The sequence below is a fragment of the Roseospirillum parvum genome (genome assembly GCF_900100455.1).
Taxonomy (GTDB): Bacteria; Pseudomonadota; Alphaproteobacteria; order Rhodospirillales; family Rhodospirillaceae; genus Roseospirillum; species Roseospirillum parvum.
The window spans coordinates 24,819-46,524 of record NZ_FNCV01000004.1 but is presented as its reverse complement, the minus strand read 5'-3'; the positions used below and the strand labels follow the sequence as shown (position 1 = coordinate 46,524).

The 21,706-nt window shown below is 71.1% G+C and carries 14 protein-coding genes; 2 read left to right on the top strand and 12 right to left on the bottom strand.

The window, feature by feature from the left end:
- Positions 1-3: 3 nt before the first annotated feature.
- Complete coding sequence (locus BLR95_RS07130; protein ID WP_092617595.1) at positions 4-2,469, bottom strand: FtsK/SpoIIIE family DNA translocase; 2,466 nt, start codon at positions 2,467-2,469, stop codon at positions 4-6.
- Positions 2,466-3,686, bottom strand: a complete 1,221-nt coding sequence (locus tag BLR95_RS07125) for an aminotransferase class I/II-fold pyridoxal phosphate-dependent enzyme (RefSeq protein ID WP_092617592.1) — start codon at positions 3,684-3,686, stop codon at positions 2,466-2,468. Before BLR95_RS07125 ends, BLR95_RS07130 begins: the two co-directional genes overlap by 4 nt.
- A gap of 161 nt (positions 3,687-3,847) precedes the next feature.
- On the opposite strand from BLR95_RS07125, the gene BLR95_RS07120 reads away from it, so the two are divergent.
- Complete coding sequence (locus BLR95_RS07120; protein WP_092617589.1) at positions 3,848-4,513, top strand: pyridoxamine 5'-phosphate oxidase family protein; 666 nt, start codon at positions 3,848-3,850, stop codon at positions 4,511-4,513.
- Between the two features lie 331 nt (positions 4,514-4,844).
- On the opposite strand, the gene BLR95_RS07115 is transcribed toward BLR95_RS07120, so the two are convergent.
- From BLR95_RS07115 to BLR95_RS07105, 3 genes are all read right to left on the bottom strand, one after another.
- Positions 4,845-5,636: a J domain-containing protein gene (locus BLR95_RS07115; RefSeq protein ID WP_245689338.1), complete on the bottom strand. Its 792-nt coding sequence runs from the start codon at positions 5,634-5,636 to the stop codon at positions 4,845-4,847.
- Between the two features lie 8 nt (positions 5,637-5,644).
- Positions 5,645-8,587: an EAL domain-containing protein gene (locus BLR95_RS07110; protein ID WP_092617586.1), complete on the bottom strand. Its 2,943-nt coding sequence runs from the start codon at positions 8,585-8,587 to the stop codon at positions 5,645-5,647.
- A 294-nt stretch (positions 8,588-8,881) separates the two neighbouring features.
- Complete coding sequence (locus BLR95_RS07105) at positions 8,882-9,211, bottom strand: hypothetical protein (RefSeq protein ID WP_092617583.1); 330 nt, start codon at positions 9,209-9,211, stop codon at positions 8,882-8,884.
- 124 nt (positions 9,212-9,335) lie between these two features.
- Here BLR95_RS07105 and BLR95_RS07100 point away from each other — a divergent pair, with 124 nt between their 5' ends.
- Positions 9,336-10,613, top strand: a complete 1,278-nt coding sequence (locus BLR95_RS07100) for an argininosuccinate synthase (RefSeq protein ID WP_092617580.1) — start codon at positions 9,336-9,338, stop codon at positions 10,611-10,613.
- Between the two features lie 378 nt (positions 10,614-10,991).
- Here the strand turns inward: BLR95_RS07100 and BLR95_RS07095 are convergent, their stop codons facing one another.
- From BLR95_RS07095 to murJ, 7 genes are all read right to left on the bottom strand, one after another.
- Positions 10,992-12,467, bottom strand: a complete 1,476-nt coding sequence (locus BLR95_RS07095) for a cobyric acid synthase (protein ID WP_092617578.1) — start codon at positions 12,465-12,467, stop codon at positions 10,992-10,994.
- A gap of 437 nt (positions 12,468-12,904) precedes the next feature.
- A complete protein-coding gene (locus BLR95_RS07090) occupies positions 12,905-13,723 on the bottom strand; it encodes a lipid-binding SYLF domain-containing protein (protein ID WP_092617575.1) in 819 nt (272 codons plus the stop codon).
- A gap of 100 nt (positions 13,724-13,823) precedes the next feature.
- Positions 13,824-14,447, bottom strand: coding sequence for a cob(I)yrinic acid a,c-diamide adenosyltransferase (cobO, locus tag BLR95_RS07085; protein ID WP_092617572.1), 624 nt, complete (start codon positions 14,445-14,447; stop codon positions 13,824-13,826).
- 26 nt (positions 14,448-14,473) lie between these two features.
- On the bottom strand, positions 14,474-15,250 hold the full coding sequence (gene panB, locus BLR95_RS07080) for a 3-methyl-2-oxobutanoate hydroxymethyltransferase (protein WP_092617569.1): 777 nt from the start codon (positions 15,248-15,250) through the stop codon (positions 14,474-14,476).
- 38 nt (positions 15,251-15,288) lie between these two features.
- Positions 15,289-18,990: a cobaltochelatase subunit CobN gene (gene cobN, locus BLR95_RS07075; RefSeq protein WP_092617566.1), complete on the bottom strand. Its 3,702-nt coding sequence runs from the start codon at positions 18,988-18,990 to the stop codon at positions 15,289-15,291.
- Positions 18,991-19,006: 16 nt separating this feature from the next.
- Positions 19,007-20,017, bottom strand: a complete 1,011-nt coding sequence (gene trpS, locus BLR95_RS07070; RefSeq protein WP_092617563.1) for a tryptophan--tRNA ligase — start codon at positions 20,015-20,017, stop codon at positions 19,007-19,009.
- A gap of 64 nt (positions 20,018-20,081) precedes the next feature.
- Positions 20,082-21,674: a murein biosynthesis integral membrane protein MurJ gene (gene murJ / locus BLR95_RS07065; protein WP_092617560.1), complete on the bottom strand. Its 1,593-nt coding sequence runs from the start codon at positions 21,672-21,674 to the stop codon at positions 20,082-20,084.
- Positions 21,675-21,706: the final 32 nt, after the last annotated feature.

Genomic DNA, 21,706 nt, shown 5'->3' with positions numbered 1-21,706 from the left:
CGATTACTCGTCGCTCGGGGGCAGCAACACCTCGCGCTTGCCCACGTGGTTGGGCTTGCCGACCATGCCCTCGGCCTCCATGCGCTCGATGATGCGGGCCGCCCGGTTGTAGCCGATCTGAAGATGGCGCTGCACGAAGCTGGTCGAGGCCTTGCGCTCGCGCGCCACCAGGGCCACCGCCTGATCGAACAGGGCATCGCCGCTGTCGCCGTTGCCGCCCGACCCCTGGGTGGCGCCATCAAGGCCCAGGATGGGCGGCGCGTCGTCGCCTTCCTCGGTCACCGCCGAGAGGTAGTCGGGCTCGCCCTGGCTGGCCAGGAAGGCGGTCACCTCCTCCACCTCCTGGTCGCTGGCGAAGGGTCCGTGGACGCGCTGGATGCGCCCCCCGGCGGCCATGTACAGCATGTCGCCCTGGCCCAGAAGCTGCTCGGCCCCCTGCTCGCCGAGGATGGTCCGGCTGTCGATCTTGCTGGTCACCTGGAAGCTGATGCGGGTCGGGAAGTTGGCCTTGATGGTGCCGGTGATGACGTCCACCGAGGGCCGCTGGGTGGCCATGATGAGGTGGATGCCAGCCGCCCGCGCCATCTGGGCGAGGCGCTGGATGCAGGCCTCCACGTCCTTGCCGGCGACCAGCATCAGGTCCGCCATTTCATCGACGATGACCACGATGAAGGGCAGCGGAGTCATGTCCAGCGGCTGCTCTTCGTGGATCGGCTGGCCGGTCTCGGGGTCGAAGCCGGTCTGCACGGTGCGTTTCAGGTTCTCGCCCCGGGCCCGGGCGTCGGTGAGTTTCTGGTTGTAGCCGGCGATGTTGCGCACCCCGAGCTGGCTCATGGCGCGGTAGCGGTCTTCCATCTCGCGCACCGCCCATTTGAGGGCCACCACCGCCTTGCCGGGGTCAGTGACCACCGGGGCCAGCAGGTGCGGGATGCCGTCGTAGGCCGACAGCTCCAGCATCTTGGGGTCGATCATGATGAAGCGGCACTGCTCCGGGCTCAGCCGGTAGAGCAGCGAGAGGATCATGGTGTTGACCGCCACCGATTTGCCCGAGCCGGTGGTGCCGGCGATCAAGAGGTGGGGCATGCGGGCCAGATCGACCAGCACCGGGGTGCCGCCGATGTCCTTGCCCAGGGCCAGGGTCAGCCCGCCCTTGGCCGATTCGAAAGCCTCGGCGGCCAGCAGTTCGCGCAGGTAGACCGTCTGGCGTTTGAGGTTGGGCAGCTCGATGCCGATCACCGAGCGCCCCGGCACCACCGCGATGCGCACCGACACCGCACTCATCGAACGGGCGATGTCGTCGGCCAGACCGATCACCCGGCTGGTCTTGGTGCCCGGGGCGGGCTCCAGTTCGTACAGCGTCACCACCGGCCCGGGGCGCACCTTGACGATCTCGCCCTTGACCCCGTACTCGGCCAGCACGCTTTCGAGAAGGCGCGCGTTCTCGGCCAGGGCGTCCTGGCTGATCCGGGTCTGGCCGGCTGTCTTGGGCAGGGCCAACAGGTCGAGCGGCGGCAGGGTGGGGCCGTCGCCGTCCGGCTCGGGCAGCAGCGAGCCCTGGCGGGCCGCCATCTCGCGGCGCGACGGCGGGGCCTGTTTGGGCGGCGGATCGACCACCGCCCGCGGGCGCGGCTTGCGCCGCCGGGGCGGGGGTTCGCCGATCGCCGGCGCCTCGGTCTCCGCCGTGTCCTCGTCCTCGTCCAGGTGCGGCTCGCGGCGCGGCGGCGGCGGCGGGCGGCCGCCGGCCAGACGGGCGGTGAGGCCGGCCCACATGGCGCGCCCGGTGCCCGGCAGGTCGGCCAGCGCCGCCCGGGCGGCGCCCAGGCCGGCCCGGCCGCGCTGCCACAGGTCGCGGGCTCCGTCCACCTCGCGCCGGCCGACCGCCAGCACCGGCGCCACCAGGGCCAGGGCGAGCACGGCGGCCAGGGGCACGGTCAGCCAGCGCAGACCACTGGCCAGCCCCAGCGCCTCGGCCAGCTGGCCGCTTTGCTCGAACAGCACCCGGCCGGCCACCCCGCCCGGCCCGGCATCGACCGGCCAGCCGGTGTCGCCCAGCAGCGGGGCGACCGCCAGGGCGGCGGCCAGACACAGCCCGACCAGCCCGAGCAGGCGCAGCCACCAGCCGCCGACCGTGTCCCCGACCGTGCCGCCGGCGGCCAGCCGGCTGCCCCAGGTCAGCGCCGCCAGGGCCGGCAGGGCGCCGGCCACGCCCAGGCCCTGGAGCAACAGGTCGGCCACGTAGGCCCCGGGGCGGCCGATCAGGTTGACCACCCCGTCGCCCGGCTGGGTCGCCGGATCGGGAGCGGCGGGCACGGTGTTCAGCGAGGGGTCGGCCGGATGGTAGCTGAGCAGCGCCAGCAGCCCGGCCACCCCCAGGCCGACCAGGGCGAGGCCACCCAGGCGACAGCCCAGGGCGGCCAGCCGGGGCCAACTGCCGGGGGGCAGGAAGGGGGCGCGGCGGGCGGCACTCATCGGGCGTCCGCCCCCTCGTCGAGGGTGGCGATCAGGCGCTCGATGGCCTGCTCGGTGGCCGCCGGCTCAGCGACCAGGGCAAGGCGGATATACGGCGCCCCGGGGTTGCTGCCATCGGCCTCCGGGCGGGTGATGTAGGCCCCGGGCAGCACCTTCACCGCCGCCTCGCGCCACAGTTTGCGGGCCGCCGCCTCGCCGTCGCCCACCTTGAGCCACAGGAAGATGCCGCCCTCCGGCCGCCGGTAGCCGAAACGGCCGGCCAGCAGGGCCTCGGCGCGGTCCAGCTTGGTCCGGTAGAGGGCGCGGCTTTCCGCGACGTGGTCCTCGTCATCCCACAGATCGGCGCTCAGGGCCTGGATGGGCAGCGGCACCCCGGCCATGGCGTAGTTGCGGATGGCGGTCAGGGCGCCGACCAAGCGCGAATCGCCGGCCACGAAGCCCGAGCGCAACCCCGGCAGGCTGGAGCGCTTGGACAGGCTGTTGAACAGCAGCACGTTGTCCAGCCCCTGGCCCAGGGCGTGGCAGGCGGTGAGCGCCCCGGCGGGCGGCGCCTCGGTGTAGTGGATTTCCGAGTAGCACTCGTCGGCGATCACCGCGAAGCCGTGGCGGCGGGCCAGGGTGATCAGGTCGATCCAGGTCGGCTGGTCGGCCACCGAGCCTTCCGGGTTGGATGGCGAGCACAGGTAGACCAGCGCCGTTTCGGCCAGCAGGCTGTCGGACAGGGCGCTGAAATCGGGGATGCCGGGGCGGCCCGGCGCCCCGGGCAGGGGCACCGCACGGCCCCCGTTGAGCACCGCCGCCCCGTGGTAGACCTGATAGAACGGGTTGGGCATGAGCACCGCGCGGCGCCGCTCGGCGGCCGGGTCGAGCACCGCCTGGGCGACCATGAACAGGGCCTCGCGGGTGCCCGAGACGGGGACGATGCCGGTCTCGGCATCGACCAGGGTCGCCGCCGCGCCATGGCGGCGCAGCAGCCAGCGGTGGATGGCCTGGCGCAGCGAGGGCTCGCCGGGGGCCGGCGGATAGCGCCCCCAGCCCGGGGCCTCGGCCAGCCGGGCGGCGGCCCACGGCGGCGGGGCGTGGCGCGGCTCGCCGATGGACAGCACGATGGGCTCGAGGTCGGGCGGCGGCTGAAGGTCGGCCAACAGGGCGTTGAGGCGCGGAAACGGATAGCCGCCAAGCGCCGAAAGCCGGGGATTGAGGGGAACCGGGGTCATCCGGGGCAGGGTCCTGGGCTGGGTCGTGAGGGATGGGCGGCGGGCCGCCCGCCTGCCCGACAAGAGCCGCTTTTCGCCCTCGCCGTCAAGGGTGGGGGGCTGGTCCTGCCGGGCGCGATCGGCCAGACTTGCCGCTCCCTTCCCCTGCCCAAGGACCCGGCATGCCCCACGACAGCCCCGCCCCGCCCCCCTCGGACCGCGTCCGCCTGCGCCGCAAGCCGGGGCGCGGCCACTACGACCGGGCGACCATCGATGCCATCCTCGACGCCGTGCCGATCTGCCATGTGGGGGTGGTGATCGACGGCCAGCCCTACGTCACCCCCACCTTCCACTGGCGCGAGGGCGACCACCTGTACATCCACGGGGCCCGCACCAACCGCACCCTGATGGCCGCCGCCGGGGCCGAGGTCTGCGTCACCGTCTCGCGGCTCGACGGGCTGGTGCTGGCCCGCTCGGCGATGCACCACTCGGCCAACTTCCGCTCGGTGATGGTGCTCGGGCGGGCCCGGCTGGTCGACGATCCCGAGGCCAAGCGGGCCCGCCTCAAGGGCTTCATCGAGGCGCTCTATCCCGGACGCTGGGAGACCCTGCGCCCGATCACCGACAACGAGTTGAAGGCGACGGCGGTGCTGTCCCTGCCCCTTGACGAGGCATCGGCCAAGATCCGGGCCGACGGGCCGTCCGACGACGCGGCCGACTACGCCCTGCCCATCTGGGCCGGCACCCTGCCCCTGGCCCTCAAGGCGGCCGGGCCGCCCCAGCCCGACCCGCGCAACCTCGACGGGGTCGAAGTGCCCGCGTGCCTGAAGGCCTGGGAGGTGGCGTGATACCAACCGGCGATGAGATGAACTCATCCAAAGGTCCGCATGAAAGGGGCTTTGCCCCTTTAGAACCCCACCGGGGGAGCCAGGGGCTCCCCCGGACCCCCTCCATTCATTGATCTCCGACCGCGCGGCCACTCCCTGGTTGTTTTCGCAGGCCAGCGAAGCTGGCCTGCAACCAAAAAACCCCGGGCGTTCCGCTCGGAGGTAGCGTTTGTTCACCAACGAATGGAGGGGTCCGGGGAAGCCCTGCTTCCCCGGTGGGGGTTTGGGGGCAAAGCCCCCAACTAATACCAAACCGCGATGAGTCCTACTCATCGCCGGTTGGTATCGCCCCTCAGGGCAGGCCGGCGCGCAGCACCTGCATGGCCTGATTGAGCTGGCTCATCCGGCGGTGGCTGCCATAGGGGCCATCCGGGTGGTGGATGGTGGCCAGCATGCGGAAGCGGGCCCGCATGGTCCGCTCGTCGGGGATGGCGCCGGGCGGGAAGCCCATCACGTGCAGGGCGTCGGCCCGGCACAGGATGCCGCCCGGCAGGGGCTCGAAGGCGAGTACGGCGACGATGGCGTGCAGGCGCTCCAACTCGTCCTTGAGGGCGCTCAGGGCGGCCGCCGGGGCGTTATCGTCGCTCCCCTGCGGGGGGGTGTTGTCGTCGCTCCCCTGCGGGGCATTGTCGTCGCCTCCCTGGTCCCCCCCCTGGTCGCCCCCGTTGGTGTCACCGTTGATGTCACCGTTGATGTCGCCGCTGGAAGTCGCCGCCGCCGGCCCGGGCGCGCCGCCCGCCGGCTCGGCCAGCGCCAGCGTCCGCCGGCCACCGTCCAGATCGAGGGCCAGGGCCAGGGCGCGGCGGATGGTGGCGGCCGACAGCCCGGGCGCCAGACGCACCTGCAGGCGCGGCCGGCGATGCCAGCTTTGCCCGGCCGCCGGACCGCTGCGCAGGATCACGGTTTCCATGTCGTCGGCCGCCGGCGGCCCAGGGTCGGGCAGGCGGGCCAGGGTTGCGGGCGGCAGGGTGAGCAGCGCGGCACGGGCCAGATCGGCCACCGCCACGCCGCGCCGACGGGCCACCTCGCGCACCTCCAGCGCAAAGGCCGTGGCGCAGGGAACGGTGTAGCGCTGCGTCAGCACCCGGCCGCTCAGCCCCCGAGCCCCGACCCGCCGGCCGCGACCTTGCTGGCGGTGGTCGGCTGGGCCCGCGCCTTGGAGAAGAAGAGCTCCATCTCCTCCGGCGGCAGCGGGCGCGAGATCAGGAAGCCCTGGATGTTGTTGCAGCCCACGCCGTGCATGAAGTCCAGGTGTTCCTGGGTTTCCACCCCCTCGGCCACCACGTTCAGGTTGAGCGCGTTGGCCATGGCGATGATGGCGCAGACGATGGCCGCGTCGTTGGGGTCGGTGGTCACCTCCATGACGAAGCTTCGGTCGATCTTCAGCTTCGACAGCGGAAAGCGCTTGAGCACCGACAGCGACGAATAGCCGGTGCCGAAATCGTCGATGGCGCAGGACACCCCCAGATCGGCCAGCATGCGGACCACGTTGATGGCGTTTTCCGGGTCCGACATGGCCGAGCTTTCGGTCAGCTCGAGTTCGAGGAAGCCCGGAGCCAGACCGCTCTGGCCCAGGGCATCGCGCACCGAGGCCATCAGGGCGGCGGCGTTGTGGAACTGGCGGCCGGAGATGTTCACCGCCACCGGCACGTGGGCCAGCCCCAGGTCCTGCCAGCGCTTGTTCCAGTGGCAGGCGTCGAACAGCACCTGCTCGCAGATGGCGTCGATCAGGCCGTATTCCTCGGCCACCGGGATGAACTCGGACGGGTTGACCAGCCCCTCGTCGGGGCTCTGCCAGCGGACCAGTGCCTCCATGCCGACCACCCGGCCGTCGCGCAGGTCGATCTGCGGCTGGTAGAAGGCCAGGAACTCGCGGTTGTCGAGGCCCCGGCGCAGGCGGTTCTGCATGGTCAGGGTGCGCGCCGCGCGGGCCCCCATTTCCTCGGTGAACAGCTGGAAGGTGCCGGGACCGCCGCTCTTGGCCCGTTGCAGGGCGGCGTCGGCGTGCTGGATCAGGACCTCGGCGGTGGCCCCGTCGCGCGGATAGACGGCCGCCCCCAGGCTGGCGGTGAGGTCGAATTCGTGGCGCTCGACGGTGATCGGGGCGAGGAAGCCGTGCTGGATCACCTCCACCGTGTCGTAGATGTCGTCCAGCGCCGAGATGCCGGTCAGCATGACCAGGAAGCGGTCGCCGCCGGCCCGACACAACAGGTCCTCGGCGCCCAGGCAGCCCTGGATGCGCCGCGCCGCGGCGGCCAGCACCTGATCGCCGGTGGAATGGCCCATCGAGGCATTGACGATGCCGAAACGGTCGAGCCCCAGCGACAGCACGGCGATCCAGGTGCGGGTCTGCTCGGCGTTGTGGCGCGCCGTCTCGAAGCGTTCAAGGAAGCGGGCCCGGTTGCCGAGCCCGGTGACGGTGTCGAAAAAGGCCAGGAAGCGGATGTGTTCCTCGGCCTTCTTGCGGTCGGTGACGTCGAGCGCCACGCCGTCCCAGATCACCGTCTCGTCGTCCAGCCGGCGCGGCACGGCGAGCACGCGCAGCCAACTGATCTGGCCGTTGTCACGGTGGACCACCCGGAAGTCCTCCTCCAGCGACTCCAGGCTGGCCATGGAGGCCTTGGCCGAGCCAATGAAGGTCGCCCGATCCTCCGGGTGCAGGGCCTCGAGGAACAGCTTGCCGTCGGCCAGATGCTCCTCGGCGGTGCCGCCGAGCACCGCCCCGCAGCCGTCGGAGAGGTAGTTGAAGCCGGCCCGGCCGTCGCGCCGCTGGTAGCGCTGGAAGACCACGCCGGGAATGTTGTTGGCGATGTTGCCCAGGCGCTGCTGGGATTCGTGCAGCGCCTGCTCGGTCGCCTTGCGCCCGGTGATGTCGCGCAGGATGCCGATGAACAGCCGCTTGCCCTCGGTCAGCACCTCCGAGAGCGCCATTTCCAGGGCGAAGGTGCGGCCGTCGCGCCGCTGGCCCCTCAGCTCCAGGGCATCGTGGTGCGGAACCCCCTGGTCGGGGGCCAGCCCGGGGGCGGCCAGGAAACGGCGCAGGGCCTGGTCGGGCGGGCCGTCCATCTCCTCGGGCAGCAGCATGGCGATGTTGGCCCCGATCAGCTCCTCGGCCGGGTAGCCGAAGGCCTCGACCAGCGCCGCGTTGACCGATTCGATGGTGCCGTCCTCGCCGATGGTGATGATGCAGTCGGCGGCATGGTCCATGACCATTTCCAGCCACTGCTCGGCCCGCACCTTGTCGGTCACGTCGATCAGCACGCCATCCCACAGGATGTCGCCGTTGGCCATGCGGGCCGGGCGCGAGGTGCCGCGCAGCCAGAGCACCTCGCCATGGCGGGTGATGACGCGGAATTCCTCCTGCATCGGCACCATGTGCCGGGCCGAGCGGCGGATGGCGGCCAGATAGTCCTGGCGGTCGGCCCAGTGGATGGCGTCCGGATAGCCTTCCTGGTTGATCGGCATCTCGTCGGGGTCGTAGCCGATCAGGTCGCGCACGGCGGCCGAGAAGAAGGGGTAGTAGATGGTGCCGTCCACCTGCATGACCCGCTGGAAGACGATGCCCGGCATGGTCGCGGTCAGCGAGCTCAGCCGCTCCTCGGCGTCGTCGCACATGTCGCGGGCGCTCGAGAAGACCACCGCGTCGCGCACCGCCGCGATCAGCAGGCGCTGGTTGCCCATCGGCGCCGTGGACAGGTGCAGCTCGGCGGTGAAGGTCGAGCCGTCGCGCCGCAGGCAGGGCACGAAACGCCGCCCCGCCTTGATCGGCCCGGCCGCCGGATCGCCGCCGGCGAACAGGTGGATGCCACCGGTGTGATCGGGCAGGATGAGGTCCACGCTCTGGCCGATCACGCTGGGCCCGCGATGGCCGAACAGGCTTTCCGCCCCCGGGTTGAAGACAACGAAGTTGCCCTCCGGGTCGAGCACGACAACCCCCTCCGCCACCGCCGCGAAGGCGGTGCGCAGAATCTCCCCGATGGCTTCGGGAGTGGGGGCCTCAGCCCCCGATGGGCGGGGAGGTACCGCCGTCGTCATGCCGCGTCCACACGTCAACCCATTCGCTCGGGGGGCACGCCGCCATCCACGGCGCAACCGCGCAACCCACGCACCGGCTCTCCGGCCTTCAAGGGACGCCCCGACGGCGCACGCCCTGCGCCGGATCGCCCTGCGCCGCCTTCCGACCCCCACCTTCCGACCTCCGGACAGCGGACCCGGGTCGGACCCGATGCCGGCGGACTGGCAAGGGAAAGCGGCGGTCATGGTACTGTGCCGCCGGGGGAACTGGCAAGGCCGGCCCTGATCACCGGTTGCGCGGGGCCGGCCCGCCGCTCAGAACAGGCGCCACAGGATCAGCCCGATCAGCCCGACAACCCCGGCCGCCACCACCTTCAGCATGGAGCCCCGGCGCCGGGCGAACTGCCCGGTTTCGGCGTTCCAGGCCCAGTTGGAGTCGTCCAGGGTGCCCATCAGGGCGTTGTTGGCCCGCGCCCGGGCCTCGCGCCTGAGTTCGGCATAGGCCGCCTCGTCCAGGGTGGCGGGGTCGCGGCCGGCCATCAGCTGGTCGAACTGCCGGTCGGCCGCCTCCTCGATGCGGCCGCCCAACCGCTTCTGTGCCTGGTCCGTCGGATCGCGGGTATCGAACCGTCGCCCGAACGCCATCTTCAAGCCTCCCTCGCAGCCCGCCGACAGAGTGGCCAGTCTACACCGCAGCCCCTTGCTCCGTAACCGGCTTGGCCTATACTCCCGCCCCTTCTTCCCACTGCATGAAACGCAAGGCCCCGACATGACCAGAAGCACCCGGACAAGCGACGTGAAAAAGGTGGTGCTCGCCTACTCCGGCGGGCTCGACACCTCGATCATCCTGAAATGGCTGGGCGACGCCTATGGCGCCGAGGTGGTCACCTTCACCGCCGACATCGGCCAGGGCGAGGAGGTCGAGCCGGCCCGCGCCAAGGCCGAGCTTCTGGGCATCAAGGAAATCTACATCGAGGACCTGCGCGAGGACTTCGTGCGCGACTACGTCTTCCCGATGTTCCGGGCCAACACCGTGTACGAGGGCACCTACCTGCTCGGCACCTCGATCGCCCGCCCGCTGATCGCCAAGCGGCTGGTCGAGATCGCCGCCGAGACCGGGGCCGACGCCATCGCCCACGGAGCCACCGGCAAGGGCAACGACCAGGTGCGCTTCGAGCTGACCGCCTATGCCCTCAACCCGGCCATCAAGGTGATCGCCCCGTGGCGCGAATGGGACCTGAACAGCCGGGCCCGCCTGATCAGCTACGCCGAACAGCACCAGATCCCGGTGCCCAAGGACAAGCGCGGCGAAAGCCCCTACTCGATGGACGCCAACCTGCTGCACGTCTCCTATGAGGGCAAGGCCCTGGAAGACCCCTGGGTGGCCCCGGACGACGACATGTTCCGCATGACCGTCAGCCCCGAGGCCGCCCCCGACGCGCCGCAGTGGATCGAGATCGACTTCAGGAAGGGCGACCCGGTGGCGGTGGACGGCGAAAAGCTCTCCCCCGCCGCCCTGCTGGCCCGCCTCAACGAACTGGGCGGCAAGCACGGCATCGGGCGCATCGATCTGGTGGAAAACCGCTTCGTCGGCATGAAGAGCCGCGGCGTCTACGAAACCCCCGGCGGCACCATCCTGCTGGCCGCCCACCGGGCCATCGAAAGCATCACGCTGGACCGCGAGGCGATGCACCTGAAGGACGAGCTGATGCCGCGCTACGCCGAGTTGATCTACAACGGCTTCTGGTTCAGCCCGGAGCGCGAGATGCTCCAGGCCGCCATCGACAAGACCCAGGACAACGTCACCGGCACCGTGCGCCTGAAGCTGTACAAGGGCAACTGCGTGGTCGAGGGCAGGAAGGCGCCGCGCTCGCTGTACTCGGTGGACCACGTCACCTTCGAGGAGGACGACGTCTACGACCAGCACGACGCCGAAGGCTTCATCCGCCTGCAGGCCCTGCGCCTGCGCCTGGGCAACACGGCCCTGGGGCGCAGCGTCTCCGACCTCGACGGCCAGGCGAAGATCGGCCCGCTGGGGCTGGAGTAATACCAGCCGGCGATGAGCAGGACTCATCGCGGCTTGGTCAAGCCCTTGGGGGTCCGGGCGCCTTTGAGTTGGGGGCTTTGCCCCCAAACCCCCACCGGGGAAGCAGGGCTTCCCCGGACCCCTCCATTCGTTGGTGAACAAACGCTACCTCCGAGCGGAACGCGCGGGGTTTTTGGTTGCAGGCCAGCTTCGCTGGCCTGCGAAAACAACCAGGGAGTGGCCGCTCGCTCGGCGATCAATGAATGAATGGAGGGGGTCCGGGGGAGCCCCTGGCTCCCCCGGTGGGGTTTCAAAGGGGCAAAGCCCCTTTCATTCATACCACCGGCGGTGAGTTTCTCTCATCGCCGTCTGGTGTAACCCCCGCGGCCCGGTCTGCCTTCAGGGGGGCGGCGCCCCCCTGGCCGGGCAGGCCCGGGCCAGCAGGGCATCGAGATCGACGTGGCTTTCCAGGTGCCCGGCCAACTGGTCGAGCGCCTGCTCCACCCGGGCGTGGTGGTTGGTGGTCTCGGCCACTCCGAGCAGATGGGCCCGCAGGGCATCGCTGTCGAGCAGGCCGTGCAGGTAGCTGCCGCGCACCCGGCCATCCGCCGACACCGCCCCCTCCAACCGCTCGGGATCGCTCAGGCGCAGCCAGGGCCGCGTGAGGGCGGGGCCTTCCGAAACCCCCATGTGCATTTCGTAACCGGCCACCGGCAGGTCGCCGTCGATGGTTGTTCCGCTGGCGGAACGAAGCGTCTTGGCGGGCGAGATGGTGGTCACCATGTCGAGCAGACCCAGCCCCGGGGCCCGGCCCGGCCGACCCTCCAGACCATCGGGGTCGCGCACCTCGCGGCCCAGCATCTGAAAGCCGGCGCACAGCCCGATGACCCGCCCGCCCCGGGCATGATGGGCCCGGATGTCATGATCCCAGCCCTGCTCGGCAAGCAACGCCAACTCGCCCAGGGTGGCCTTGGAGCCGGGCAGCACGATCAGGTCGGCCGGCGGCAGCGCCCGGCCCGGCGGGACGATCTCAAGAGCCACCCCGGGCTCGGCCTTCAGGGGGTCGAGATCGTCGAAGTTGGCGATCCTTGAAAGCCTCGGCACGACCACCCGCAACGGCGCCTCGGCGGGACTGTCGAGCCCCCTCTCCAGGGCCATGGAATCCTCGGCCGGCAGGCGGGCCGCCGCCGCATGCCAGGGAACCACCCCCAGGCACGGCCAGCCCACATGGCGGCCGATGATGTCGATGGCCGGGGTGAACAGCCCCGGGTCGCCGCGCAGCCGGTTAATCAGGTAGCCGACAATGAGTTCCCGCTCCTCGGGCGGCAGCAGGGCATGGGTGCCGACAATCTGGGCCAGCACGCCGCCCCGGTCGATGTCGCCGACCAGCACCACCGGACAGCCGACCCGGGTGGCAAAGCCCATGTTGGCAATGTCGCCCTGGCGCAGGTTCATCTCGCTCGGGCTGCCCGCCCCCTCGACCAGGACCAGATCGGCCTCGGTGGCCAGCACCTCCAGGCTCTCCAGCACGGCACCCATCAGGGTTGGCTTCAGGGCCTGATAATCCCCGGCGGCGGCCCGACCCTGCACCCGCCCCTGAACCACCACCTGCGCCCCGCGATCCGAATCCGGCTTCAACAACACCGGATTCATGTGACGACTGGGCACCACTCCGGCCGCCCGGGCCTGCACCGCCTGGGCCCGGCCGATCTCGCCCCCATCCCCGGTGACCGCCGCGTTGTTGGACATGTTCTGCGGCTTGAACGGCCGTACCCTCAACCCCCGCCGCACATAGGCCCGACACAACGCCGCAACGATCAACGACTTGCCAACATCGGACCCGGTGCCCTGAACCATCAACAGCCGCGCTGTCATGGCGACCCTCCGAGCAGGAAAGCCGCCTTGCGGCGGCTGGTTTTTCGCGGGGACCCATGGCGGATCGCGCCGCGATCCGCCCTTGGCTTTTGTTTCATACCAACCGGCGATGAGTAGGACTCATCGCGGTTTGGTCAAGCCCTTAGGGTCCGGGCGCCCCCCAGGCGACTGATTGGGGGCTTTGCCCCCAAACCCCCATCGGGGGACCGAGGCGGTCCCCCGAACCCCCTCCATTCGTTGGTGAACAATCGTTGCCTCTGAGCGGAACACGTCGTGGTTTTTGTTTAAGCAGGCCAGCGAAGCTGGCCTGCAACCAAATAACCTGGAGCGTTCCACTCCGTGTGCGCGTTTGCGCTCCAACGACTTGGCGGGGTCCGGGGGGACCCAGTCCCCCCGGCGGGGATTTAAAGGGGCGGCGCCCCTTTCCTTTCCCGCACCTAGTTCCCGCTCGGCGCGGACAGTTCCTGTTCGCTGACCGGGGCGGGACCGGGGGCGCCTTGGCTGGTTTCGGGTTCGGCTTCGACCGCAGGGGGGGTGCCGTTGGGGGGGCTGGCGGCGGGGGCGAGTTGGTTGGTTCCCAGGGCGGTCTGGAGTTCGGCCGCGTCGGGTTGGGAGACCCGGCCTTCGAAGAGGATGGTTTCGGGGCTGACCGGCTGGCCGTAGAAGGCGGTGTTGTAGTCGGTGCGCGGCTGGATGACGGCGCCTTCCAGGGCGCCGCCGGCGAACAGGCCGGTGGCCAGGCTGAAGAAGTAGATGTCCTGGTCGATTTCGGTGGTCGATCCGGTGCCCACGTTGCCGCCCAGCACGCCGACGGTGATGCCGACTCCGGCCGAGGCCTTGAACTGGTCCTTCATGACGGCGCGGATGGCCTTGTCGGTCATCAGCAGCATGATGATTTCGGCCCGCTGGCCGCCGATCTGCAGGCCGACGCTGCCTTCCATGACCTTGTAGAAGGCGGGTGGGGAGAAGCTGCCGTCGGCTTGGCGGACCATCATCAGGCCGGTGCCGTAGGCGCCGCCGACGATGAAGCTGCCCTTGTAGAACTCGGGGATGATCATGACGCCCCGGGCGCGGGCCAGCATGGGCTCGATCTCGGGCTTGAAGTTGGCTTCGGCGCGGACCCGTTTGGTCACCGCCATGGCCTTGCCGAGCTGGCCCAGGGCCTCGCCCTTGGTTTCCATGTCGGCGGCCCGGGCGTCGGGCGCGGCGAGCGCCCCGAGCAGCAGGCCGAGGGCGATGAGCAGGACGCGGGGCATGGGCGGACTCCTGGTCTGGCGGGGCGGATCATGGGTGATCCGGGCGAAGCTATAGACGTCGGTGATGCCCCGACAATGGGGCAGGGAGATGGCGAAGACCTCAGAACTCGACGCCGGGCTGGCCCTTGACGCCGCCGCGGAAGGGGTGCTTGAGGAGTTTCATCTCGGTCACCAGGTCGGCCGCCTCGATCAGGCGTTCGGAGGCGCCGCGCCCGGTCATCACCACATGCTGACGGTGCGGGCGGTGGGCAATGGCGTCGATCACAACCTGCTCATCCAGTTGGCCGTTGCGGATGGCGACGTTGATCTCGTCGAGCACGATCATGGCGAAAGCGGGGTCGGCCAGCATCTCCTTGGCGGCGGTCCAGGCCCGCTCGGCGGCCGCCGTGTCGCGGGCCTGATCCTGGGTCTCCCACGAGAACCCCTCGCCCAGGGCGTGGAAGGTGATCAGATCGCCGGGCAGCGCTTCGAAGAAGCGGCGCTCGGCGGTGTCCCAGGCGCCCTTGATGAACTGCACCACGCCCACCTTCATGCCGTGGCCCAGGCAGCGCACGATCATGCCCAGCGCGGCGGTGGTCTTGCCCTTGCCGGTGCCGGTGGTGACGATGAGCAGGGGCTTGTCGCCCTCCTTGCTCGCCATCAGACGGTCGCGCGCCGCCTTCTTGCGGGCCATCTTTTCCTGGTGGCGGTCGGAGTCCGGCGGGTTGTGGTCTTCCTGTGTCATGGACACAAGATAGTGTACTTCCCGCCTCAGGGAAAGCGCCCGGCGCGGACTTCCTCGGCGTAGGCGGTGACGGCGTCGCGGATGGCGTCGCCGGCCTCGGCGTAGCGCTTGACGAAGGGCGGCGTCTTGGCCGACAGCCCGGTCATGTCCTCGGTGACCAGGATCTGGCCGTCGCAGTGGGGCCCGGCGCCGATGCCGATGGTCGGCACGTCGACGGCGGCGGTGACCTCGCGGGCGATTTCCGGGGTGGTGTGCTCGACCACCATGGCGAAGGCCCCGGCCTCGGCGATGGCCTTGGCGTCCTCCAGGATGCGCTCGCCGTCGTTGCGCTTGCGGAAGCCGCCCACCGCGTTGACCATCTGCGGCATCAGCCCGACATGGCCGAACACCGGCACCCCGCGCTCGGTCAGGAAGCGCACGGTCTCGGCCATCTCCTTGCCGCCCTCCAGCTTGACCGCCTGACAGCCGGTTTCCTTCATGATGCGGGCGGCGGTGTGGAAGGCCTGGATGGGGCCTTCCTGGTAGCTGCCGAAGGGCAGGTCGACGCAGACCAGGGTGCGGCGCGAACTGCGGACCACGGCGGCGCCGTGGTTGATCATCATCTCCACGGTCACCCCGACGGTGGTTTCCAGGCCGTAGAGGACCATGCCCAGGCTGTCGCCGACCAGAATCAGGTCGACCACCTCGTCGACCCGCCAGGCCACCGAGGCGGTGTAGGCGGTCAGGCAGACCACGCGCTCCTGGCCCTTCTTCTTGCGGATGTCGGTGACGGTCAGGCGGCGGCTGGTCGGCTTGGCGCTCATGGTGGAGGGTCCTGATGGGAAGATGGAGGAGAGGCGGACTATAGCCGGTCGGGCAACAGTCCGTCCAACAGCCCGGGGGTGGCGTTGCGGCGGGGCTGCCACAGGCCGCGCGCAATGGCCTCGCGGAAACGGGCGGCCATCTCGGCCAGGGCGGCCGGGTTGGCCTCGGCGAGGAAGGCGCGGGTTTCGGGGTCGCCCAGGTAGGCGTCGAAAAGCTGCTCGAAGTGGTGGTCGTCCACGGTGCCGCTGGCGGCGGCGGCGAAGGCGGTCAGGTAGTCCACGGTGGCGGCCATTTCCGCCGCCCCCCGATAGCCGTGGCGGCGCGCCCCGGCGATCCACTTGGGGTTGGCGGCGCGGCCCCGGACGACGCGGGCGATCTCCTCCTTCAGGGTGCGGATGCGCGGGCTGTCGGGGCGGCTGTGGTCGGCGTGGTAGGTGGTCGGTGCGGAGCCGGAATAATGCTCCACGGCGGCCGCCGCGCCGCCCGAGAAGGGGGCGTATTCGGCTGAATCCAGAAGGTCGTGTTCGGCGTTGTCCTGGCTTTTCAGCACCGTGTCGGCGCTGGCCAAACGGCGGGCGAACAGGCCCTCGGCGGCCACCCCGTCGAGGCCGGCGCCATAGGCATGGCCCCCCCAGGCGACGTAGGCCCGGGCCAGCTCGGCCGGGTCCGCCCAGCCGCCGCCGTCGAGCAGCGCCTCGAGGCCGGCCCCGTAGGTCCCGGGGCGGGCCCCGAAGACCCGGCAGGCGGCGCGCCGGGTGGCGGCCTCGGGGTCGGCCCCGGCGGCTTGTTCGGCGGCGGCGTCCGCGACCACCCGGGCGCGGATGGGGTTGACCTCGGGCGGTTCGTCGAGCGCCGCGACGGCGCGCACGGCGCTGTCCATCAGATCGACCAGCCCCGGAAAGGCGTCGCGGAAGAAGCCGGAGATGCGCAGGATGACATCGATGCGCGGCCGGCCCAGCACGCCATGGGGCAACACCTCGAAGCCGCTGACCCGGCGCGACAGGGTGTCCCAGGTGGGCTGCACGCCGAGCAGGGCCAGGGCCTGGGCGATGTCGTCGCCGCCGCTGCGCATGTTGGCCGTGCCCCAGGCGGTGAGCACCACCGCCCGGGGCCAGTCGCCGTGGTCCTGAAGGTGGCGCTCGAGCAGCCGGGTGGCCGACTTGAAGCCCAGCCGCCAGGCCGCCGGGGTGGGCACCACCCGGCTGTCGACGCTGTAGAAGTTGCGCCCGGTGGGCAGCACGTCGGGGCGCCCCCGGGTCGGCGCGCCGCTCGGGCCGGGGGGGACGAAGCGGCCGTCCAGCCCGCTCAGCAGACCAGCCATTTCCGCCGCCCCGCAGGCCTCCACCGCCGGGGCCAGGGTGCCCGAGAGCCAGCCCAGGGCGCGGGTGGTGTTGGTCCAGGCCGGATCGGGGGCGAGGTCGCCGGCGACCAGGGCCCGGGCCAGCGCCTCCAGACGCTCCACGGTGTCGCCGGTGCTGCGCCAGGGGGCGGCGACCAGGCTTTCCAGCACGGCCGGGCGGGGGCCGGTCCACGGCTCGCCCAGGGGGCAGTCCAGCGGGTCGAAGGCCAGCCCCAGGTCGTCGGCCAGGGCGCGGTGCAGCGACAGGCCATCGGCCGGCGGCACCCGGGCCAGGGCGACCAGCAGGTCGGTGCGCCGGTCGCCCTCGGGGGCCTGCCCGAAGACGTGCAGACCGTCGCGGATCTGCATCTCCTTCAGCTCGCAGAGGTGATTATCCAGTTTTCCCAATGCGCTGAGGGCATCTTCCTCAGGCTCGATACCAAGATCGCGATCCAAGCCGATGGTCCGCGAGAGGGAGAGGATTTCCTCGGTCAGCACGGCCAGACGCCGGGGGTCGCTTCCGGCGGCTTCATAGTATTCATCAACCAGGGCCTCCAAGTCCTTGAGAGGCCCGTAACTTTCCGCCCGGGTCAGGGGTGGGGTCAGGTGGTCGATGATGACCGCCCCGGTGCGCCGCTTGGCCTGGGTGCCCTCGCCCGGATCGTTGACGATGAACGGGTAGAGGTGGGGCGTGGGGCCGAGCAGGGCTTCCGGGAAGCAGTCCTCGGACAGGGCCAGGGCCTTGCCGGGCAGCCATTCCAGGGTGCCGTGCTTGCCCATGTGGACCACCGCATGGACCCCGAAGCCCTGCCGCAGCCAGGCATAGAAGGCCATGTAGCCGTGGGTCGGGGGGATTTCCGGGTCGTGGTAGGCGGCCACCGGGTCGCCCCCCCGGCTGCGCGGCGGCTGGATGCCCACCGCCACCTGACCAAACTCGACCACTCTCAGAACAAAGCCATCCAACGCCTTGTCAAAGCTGGGATCATCTTCCGGCCTGCCCCACCGCGCGCCGACCCGGGCGGGCACACTCTCCGGCAGCCGGGCGAGCCAGGCCCGGTAGGCGGCGCGGGGCAGCAGCACCGTCCGCGCCCCCTCGGTCAGGAGGGCAATCAGGTCCGCCCCGTCGGCCGGCGGCTGGCCCACCGCATAGCCGGCGCCGCCCAGGGCGCGCAGCACCCCGACCGCCGAGGCCGGGGTGTCGAGCCCCACCCCGTTGGCGATCCGCCCTTCCCGGTCCGGGTAGTTGGCCAGCACCAGGGCGAGGCGCCTTTGCGCCGCCGGGGTGCGCCGCAGGCGCGCCCAGGCGGCGGCCAGATCGGTCGTGTAGGCGATGCGGTCGGCGACCGGGCCGAGGCCGGCCAACTCCACCTGACAGGCGTCGTCGCGCCCGGCCGGCCCCTTGAAGGCCACCGCCCGGGCCAGGATGCGGCCGTCGACCTCGGGCAGGGCCACCTTCATGGCGATGTCGCGCGCCGGCAGGCCGTGGGCGCCCGCGCGCCACGCCGCCTCGCCGCCGCCGGAGAACAGCACCTGAAGCACCGGGCAGTCGGCCTCGCCCAACGCCCCCACCCCGGGCCGCCCGGGCGGCCGGCTGGCAAAGCCGGTGGCGTTGAGGATGACGTCGGGCGGCCGGCGGGCCAGCCGGGCTTCCAGGGTGGCCAGCACCAGGGGGTCCTTGAGGCTGGTCACGAACAGCCCCTCGGCGGCCAGCCCGCGCGCCTCCAGGGCGGCCAGCAGGGCGTCCACCGGGGCCAGATCGGCCGCCTGATAAAGCGCCCGGTAGAACACCACCAGGGCCCGGGGCCGCCCCTCGGCCGCCTCTGTTTCGGAATCGGAACAAATCCCCGGCGGGCGGTACGGCCCGGCCGGCACCATCGGCGCCGGGGCGGTCCAGTCGTCCGCCCCGCCCAGCAGGCTGGCCGCGTAGCGCAGGAAGCCGGCGCCGTTGGCCGGGCCGCCGAACATCAGGTAGAGCCACAGCCGGTGCTGCACATCGGCCGGCACGCTGGACAGCCGGGTCAACTCGGCGTCCGGGTTGGCGTCGCCGGGCAGCCAGACCACCTGAGCGCCACTTCTGGCCACCGCCGCCAGCACCTGCTCGACGCCATAGCTCCAGTAGCCGCGCCCGCCGAGCAGCCGCACCACCACCAGCCGGGCGTGGGCGATCACCGACTCCACATAAAGGTCGACCGACATCGGGTGCTGAAGGTCGAGCAGGTTGGCCAGCCTCAGCGAGGGCAGGGCGACCCCCTGCCCGGCCAACACGCGCCGCGCCGTGGAGAGCAGCCGAAGGTCGGTGTCGGCGGCCGACAGCACCACCACCTCGGCGGGGTCCTGGCCCAGGTCCACGGCTTCGCTGCCGTCGGAAATGCGTCCCGGGGTGGCCGCCAGAAGGTGCATCGTTACGCCGCCGAAATCAGCCCGTGGGGTTGAGGAACCCGAGCGCCGACTTGACCTCGGCCATGGTCGGGGCGGCCAGCGCGCGGGCCCGCTCGGCGCCCTTGGCCAGGGTGGCGTCGATCTCCGCCGGGTCGGCCATCAGCTCGGCCATGCGGGCGTTGATCGGCCCCAGCACCGACACCGACAGGTCGGTCAGCGCCTGCTTGAAGCTGGCGAAGGTCTGCCCGCCGTGCTCGGCCAGCACCGCCGCCCGGGTGGTGTCCGACAAGGCGGCGTAGATGCCGACCAGATTGGCCGCCTCGGGCCGCCCTTCCAGGCCGTCCACGGAGTCGGGCAGCGGCTCGGGATCGGTCTTCGCCTTGCGGATCTTCTGGGCGATGGTGTCGGCGTCGTCGGTCATGTTGATGCGCGAGAAGTCCGAGGGCTCGGACTTGCTCATCTTCCTGGCCCCGTCGCGCAGCGACATGACCCGCGTCGCCTCGCCCAGGATCAACGGTTCGGGCAGCGGGAAGACCTCGCGCCCGGTGTCGTTGTTGAACTTGGTGGCGACGTCGCGGGCCAACTCCAGGTGCTGCTTCTGGTCCTCGCCGACCGGCACGTGGGTGGCCTTGTAGAGCAGGATGTCGGCCGCCATCAGGGTGGGATAGGCGTACAGCCCGACCGAGGCGTTCTCGCGGTTCTTGCCGGCCTTTTCCTTGAACTGGGTCATCCGGTTCATCCAGCCGATGCGGGCCACGCAGTTGAAGACCCAGGCCAGCTCGGCATGCTCGGCGACCTGCGACTGGATGAACAGCACGTTGGCCTTGGGGTCGATGCCGGCGGCGATCAGCCCGGCCGCCACCTCGCGCGTGTTGCGCAGAAGCTCGGCCGGGTCCTGCCACACGGTGATGGCGTGCAGGTCGACCAGACAGAAGATGCACTCGTAGTCGTTCTGCAGGCGCTCCCAGTTGCGGATCGCCCCCAGATAGTTGCCAAGGTGCAGGTTGCCGGTGGGCTGGACGCCCGAGAAAATGCGGTTCTGGCTCATCGTTTTGGGGGTCTCGCGGAAGGGTAAGGGATGGGCGCGGAGTATGGCCGCTGCCCCTGGGGCGTCAAGAGGCTGGAAGATCGGACGGCGGGCGGCGCAGCAGAAGAAGGTCGGCCGGGCGCAGCGCCCGCAAGGCCCAGGCCAGCAGGCCGAACAGCGCCCCGCCGCCGAGCACCAGCGCGCTCAGGGCCAGCGCCTGGGCCGAGGCCCCGGCATCCGCCGCCAGCCACGGCGCCAGCCCATGCACGCCCAGCCCCAGGCCGCCGCCCATGAAGCCGGCGGCGGCGATGATCCGGGGCAGGCGGAAAGCCAGCCGGTCGTCGATCACCAGGCTGTCCCGCCGGCGCAGCAGCAGCGCCAGACTGAGCGCGTTGACCCAGGCGCTGAGCGCCGTGGCCAGGGCGATGCCCAGATGGCCCAGCCACCACATGAAGGAGAGGTTCAGCACCACGTTGATGAGCAACGCCACCGCCGCCACCTTGACCGGGGTGCGGGTGTCCTCGCGGGCGAAGAAGCCGGGTGCCAGCACCTTGATCAGCACATAGGCCGGCAGCCCCACGGCGAACGCCGCCAGCGCCCCGGCGGTGGCCTGACGGGCCTCGGCGTCGAAGGCGCCGCGCTCGAACAACACGCCGATCAGCGGCCCGGCCAGCACCATCAGCGCCACCGCCGCCGGCACGGTGAACAGCAGGGCCACCTCCAGCGCCCGGTTCATGCTGCCCATGGCCGCCGCGTCGCGCCCCGCCTTCAGTTGGCGCGACAGCAGGGGCAACAGCGCCGTGCCCACCGCCACCCCGACCACGCCGAGCGGCAACTGGGTCACCCGGTCGGCGTAATAGAGGTACGACACCGCCCCCGGCGCCACCAGCGAGGCCAGGATGGTGTCGACCAAAAGGTTGATCTGATAGACCCCGGCCCCGATCGCCCCGGGCACGATGCGCCGGGCCAGGGTCTTCACCTCCGGGGTCAGCCGGGGCAGGCGCGGGCGCAGGGTCATGCCGGCCCGCGCGCAGTTGACCCACAGCCAGACGAACTGGATCACCCCGGCCGCCGACACCGCCCAGGCCAGGGCGTGGCCGCTGCCCGAAAACGGCGGCTCGGGCAGGGTGTTGTGGGCGACCAGGAAGGCGATCAGGGTGAGGTTGAGCAGGATCGGCGCCGCCGCCGCGGCGGCGAAGCGGCCCAGCCCGTTCAGCACCCCGGACTGCAACGAGACCAGGGAGATGAACAAAAGATAGGGAAAGGTGATGCGGCTCAGCTCGGCGGCCAGCTCCAGCTTGCCCGGCACGGCGGAAAAGCCCGGCGCGAACAGGTGGATGGCCCACGGCATGATCGCTTCCATCAGGGCGACCAGGGCCAGCAGGACCACCCCCAGCAGGCTCATCGCCCGCTCGGCGAAGGCCCGCGCCTCGGCCCGCGCCCGGGCCCGCTCCTCGCCCTCCAGGTGGCGCGAGAACAGGGGCACGAAGGCGGCCGTGAAGGCCCCCTCGGCAAACAGGCGGCGGAACAGGTTGGGGAACTTGAAGGCGACGAAGAACGCATCCGCCACCCCGCCCGCCCCGAGCAGGCCGGCGATCAGAATGTCCCGGGCGAACCCGGTGACCCGGCTGAGCAGGGTCAAGCCGCCGACGGTGGCTATGGCGCGGACGAGATTCATGGGCGCCTTGTACCCCAACCGCCCCCCCGCCG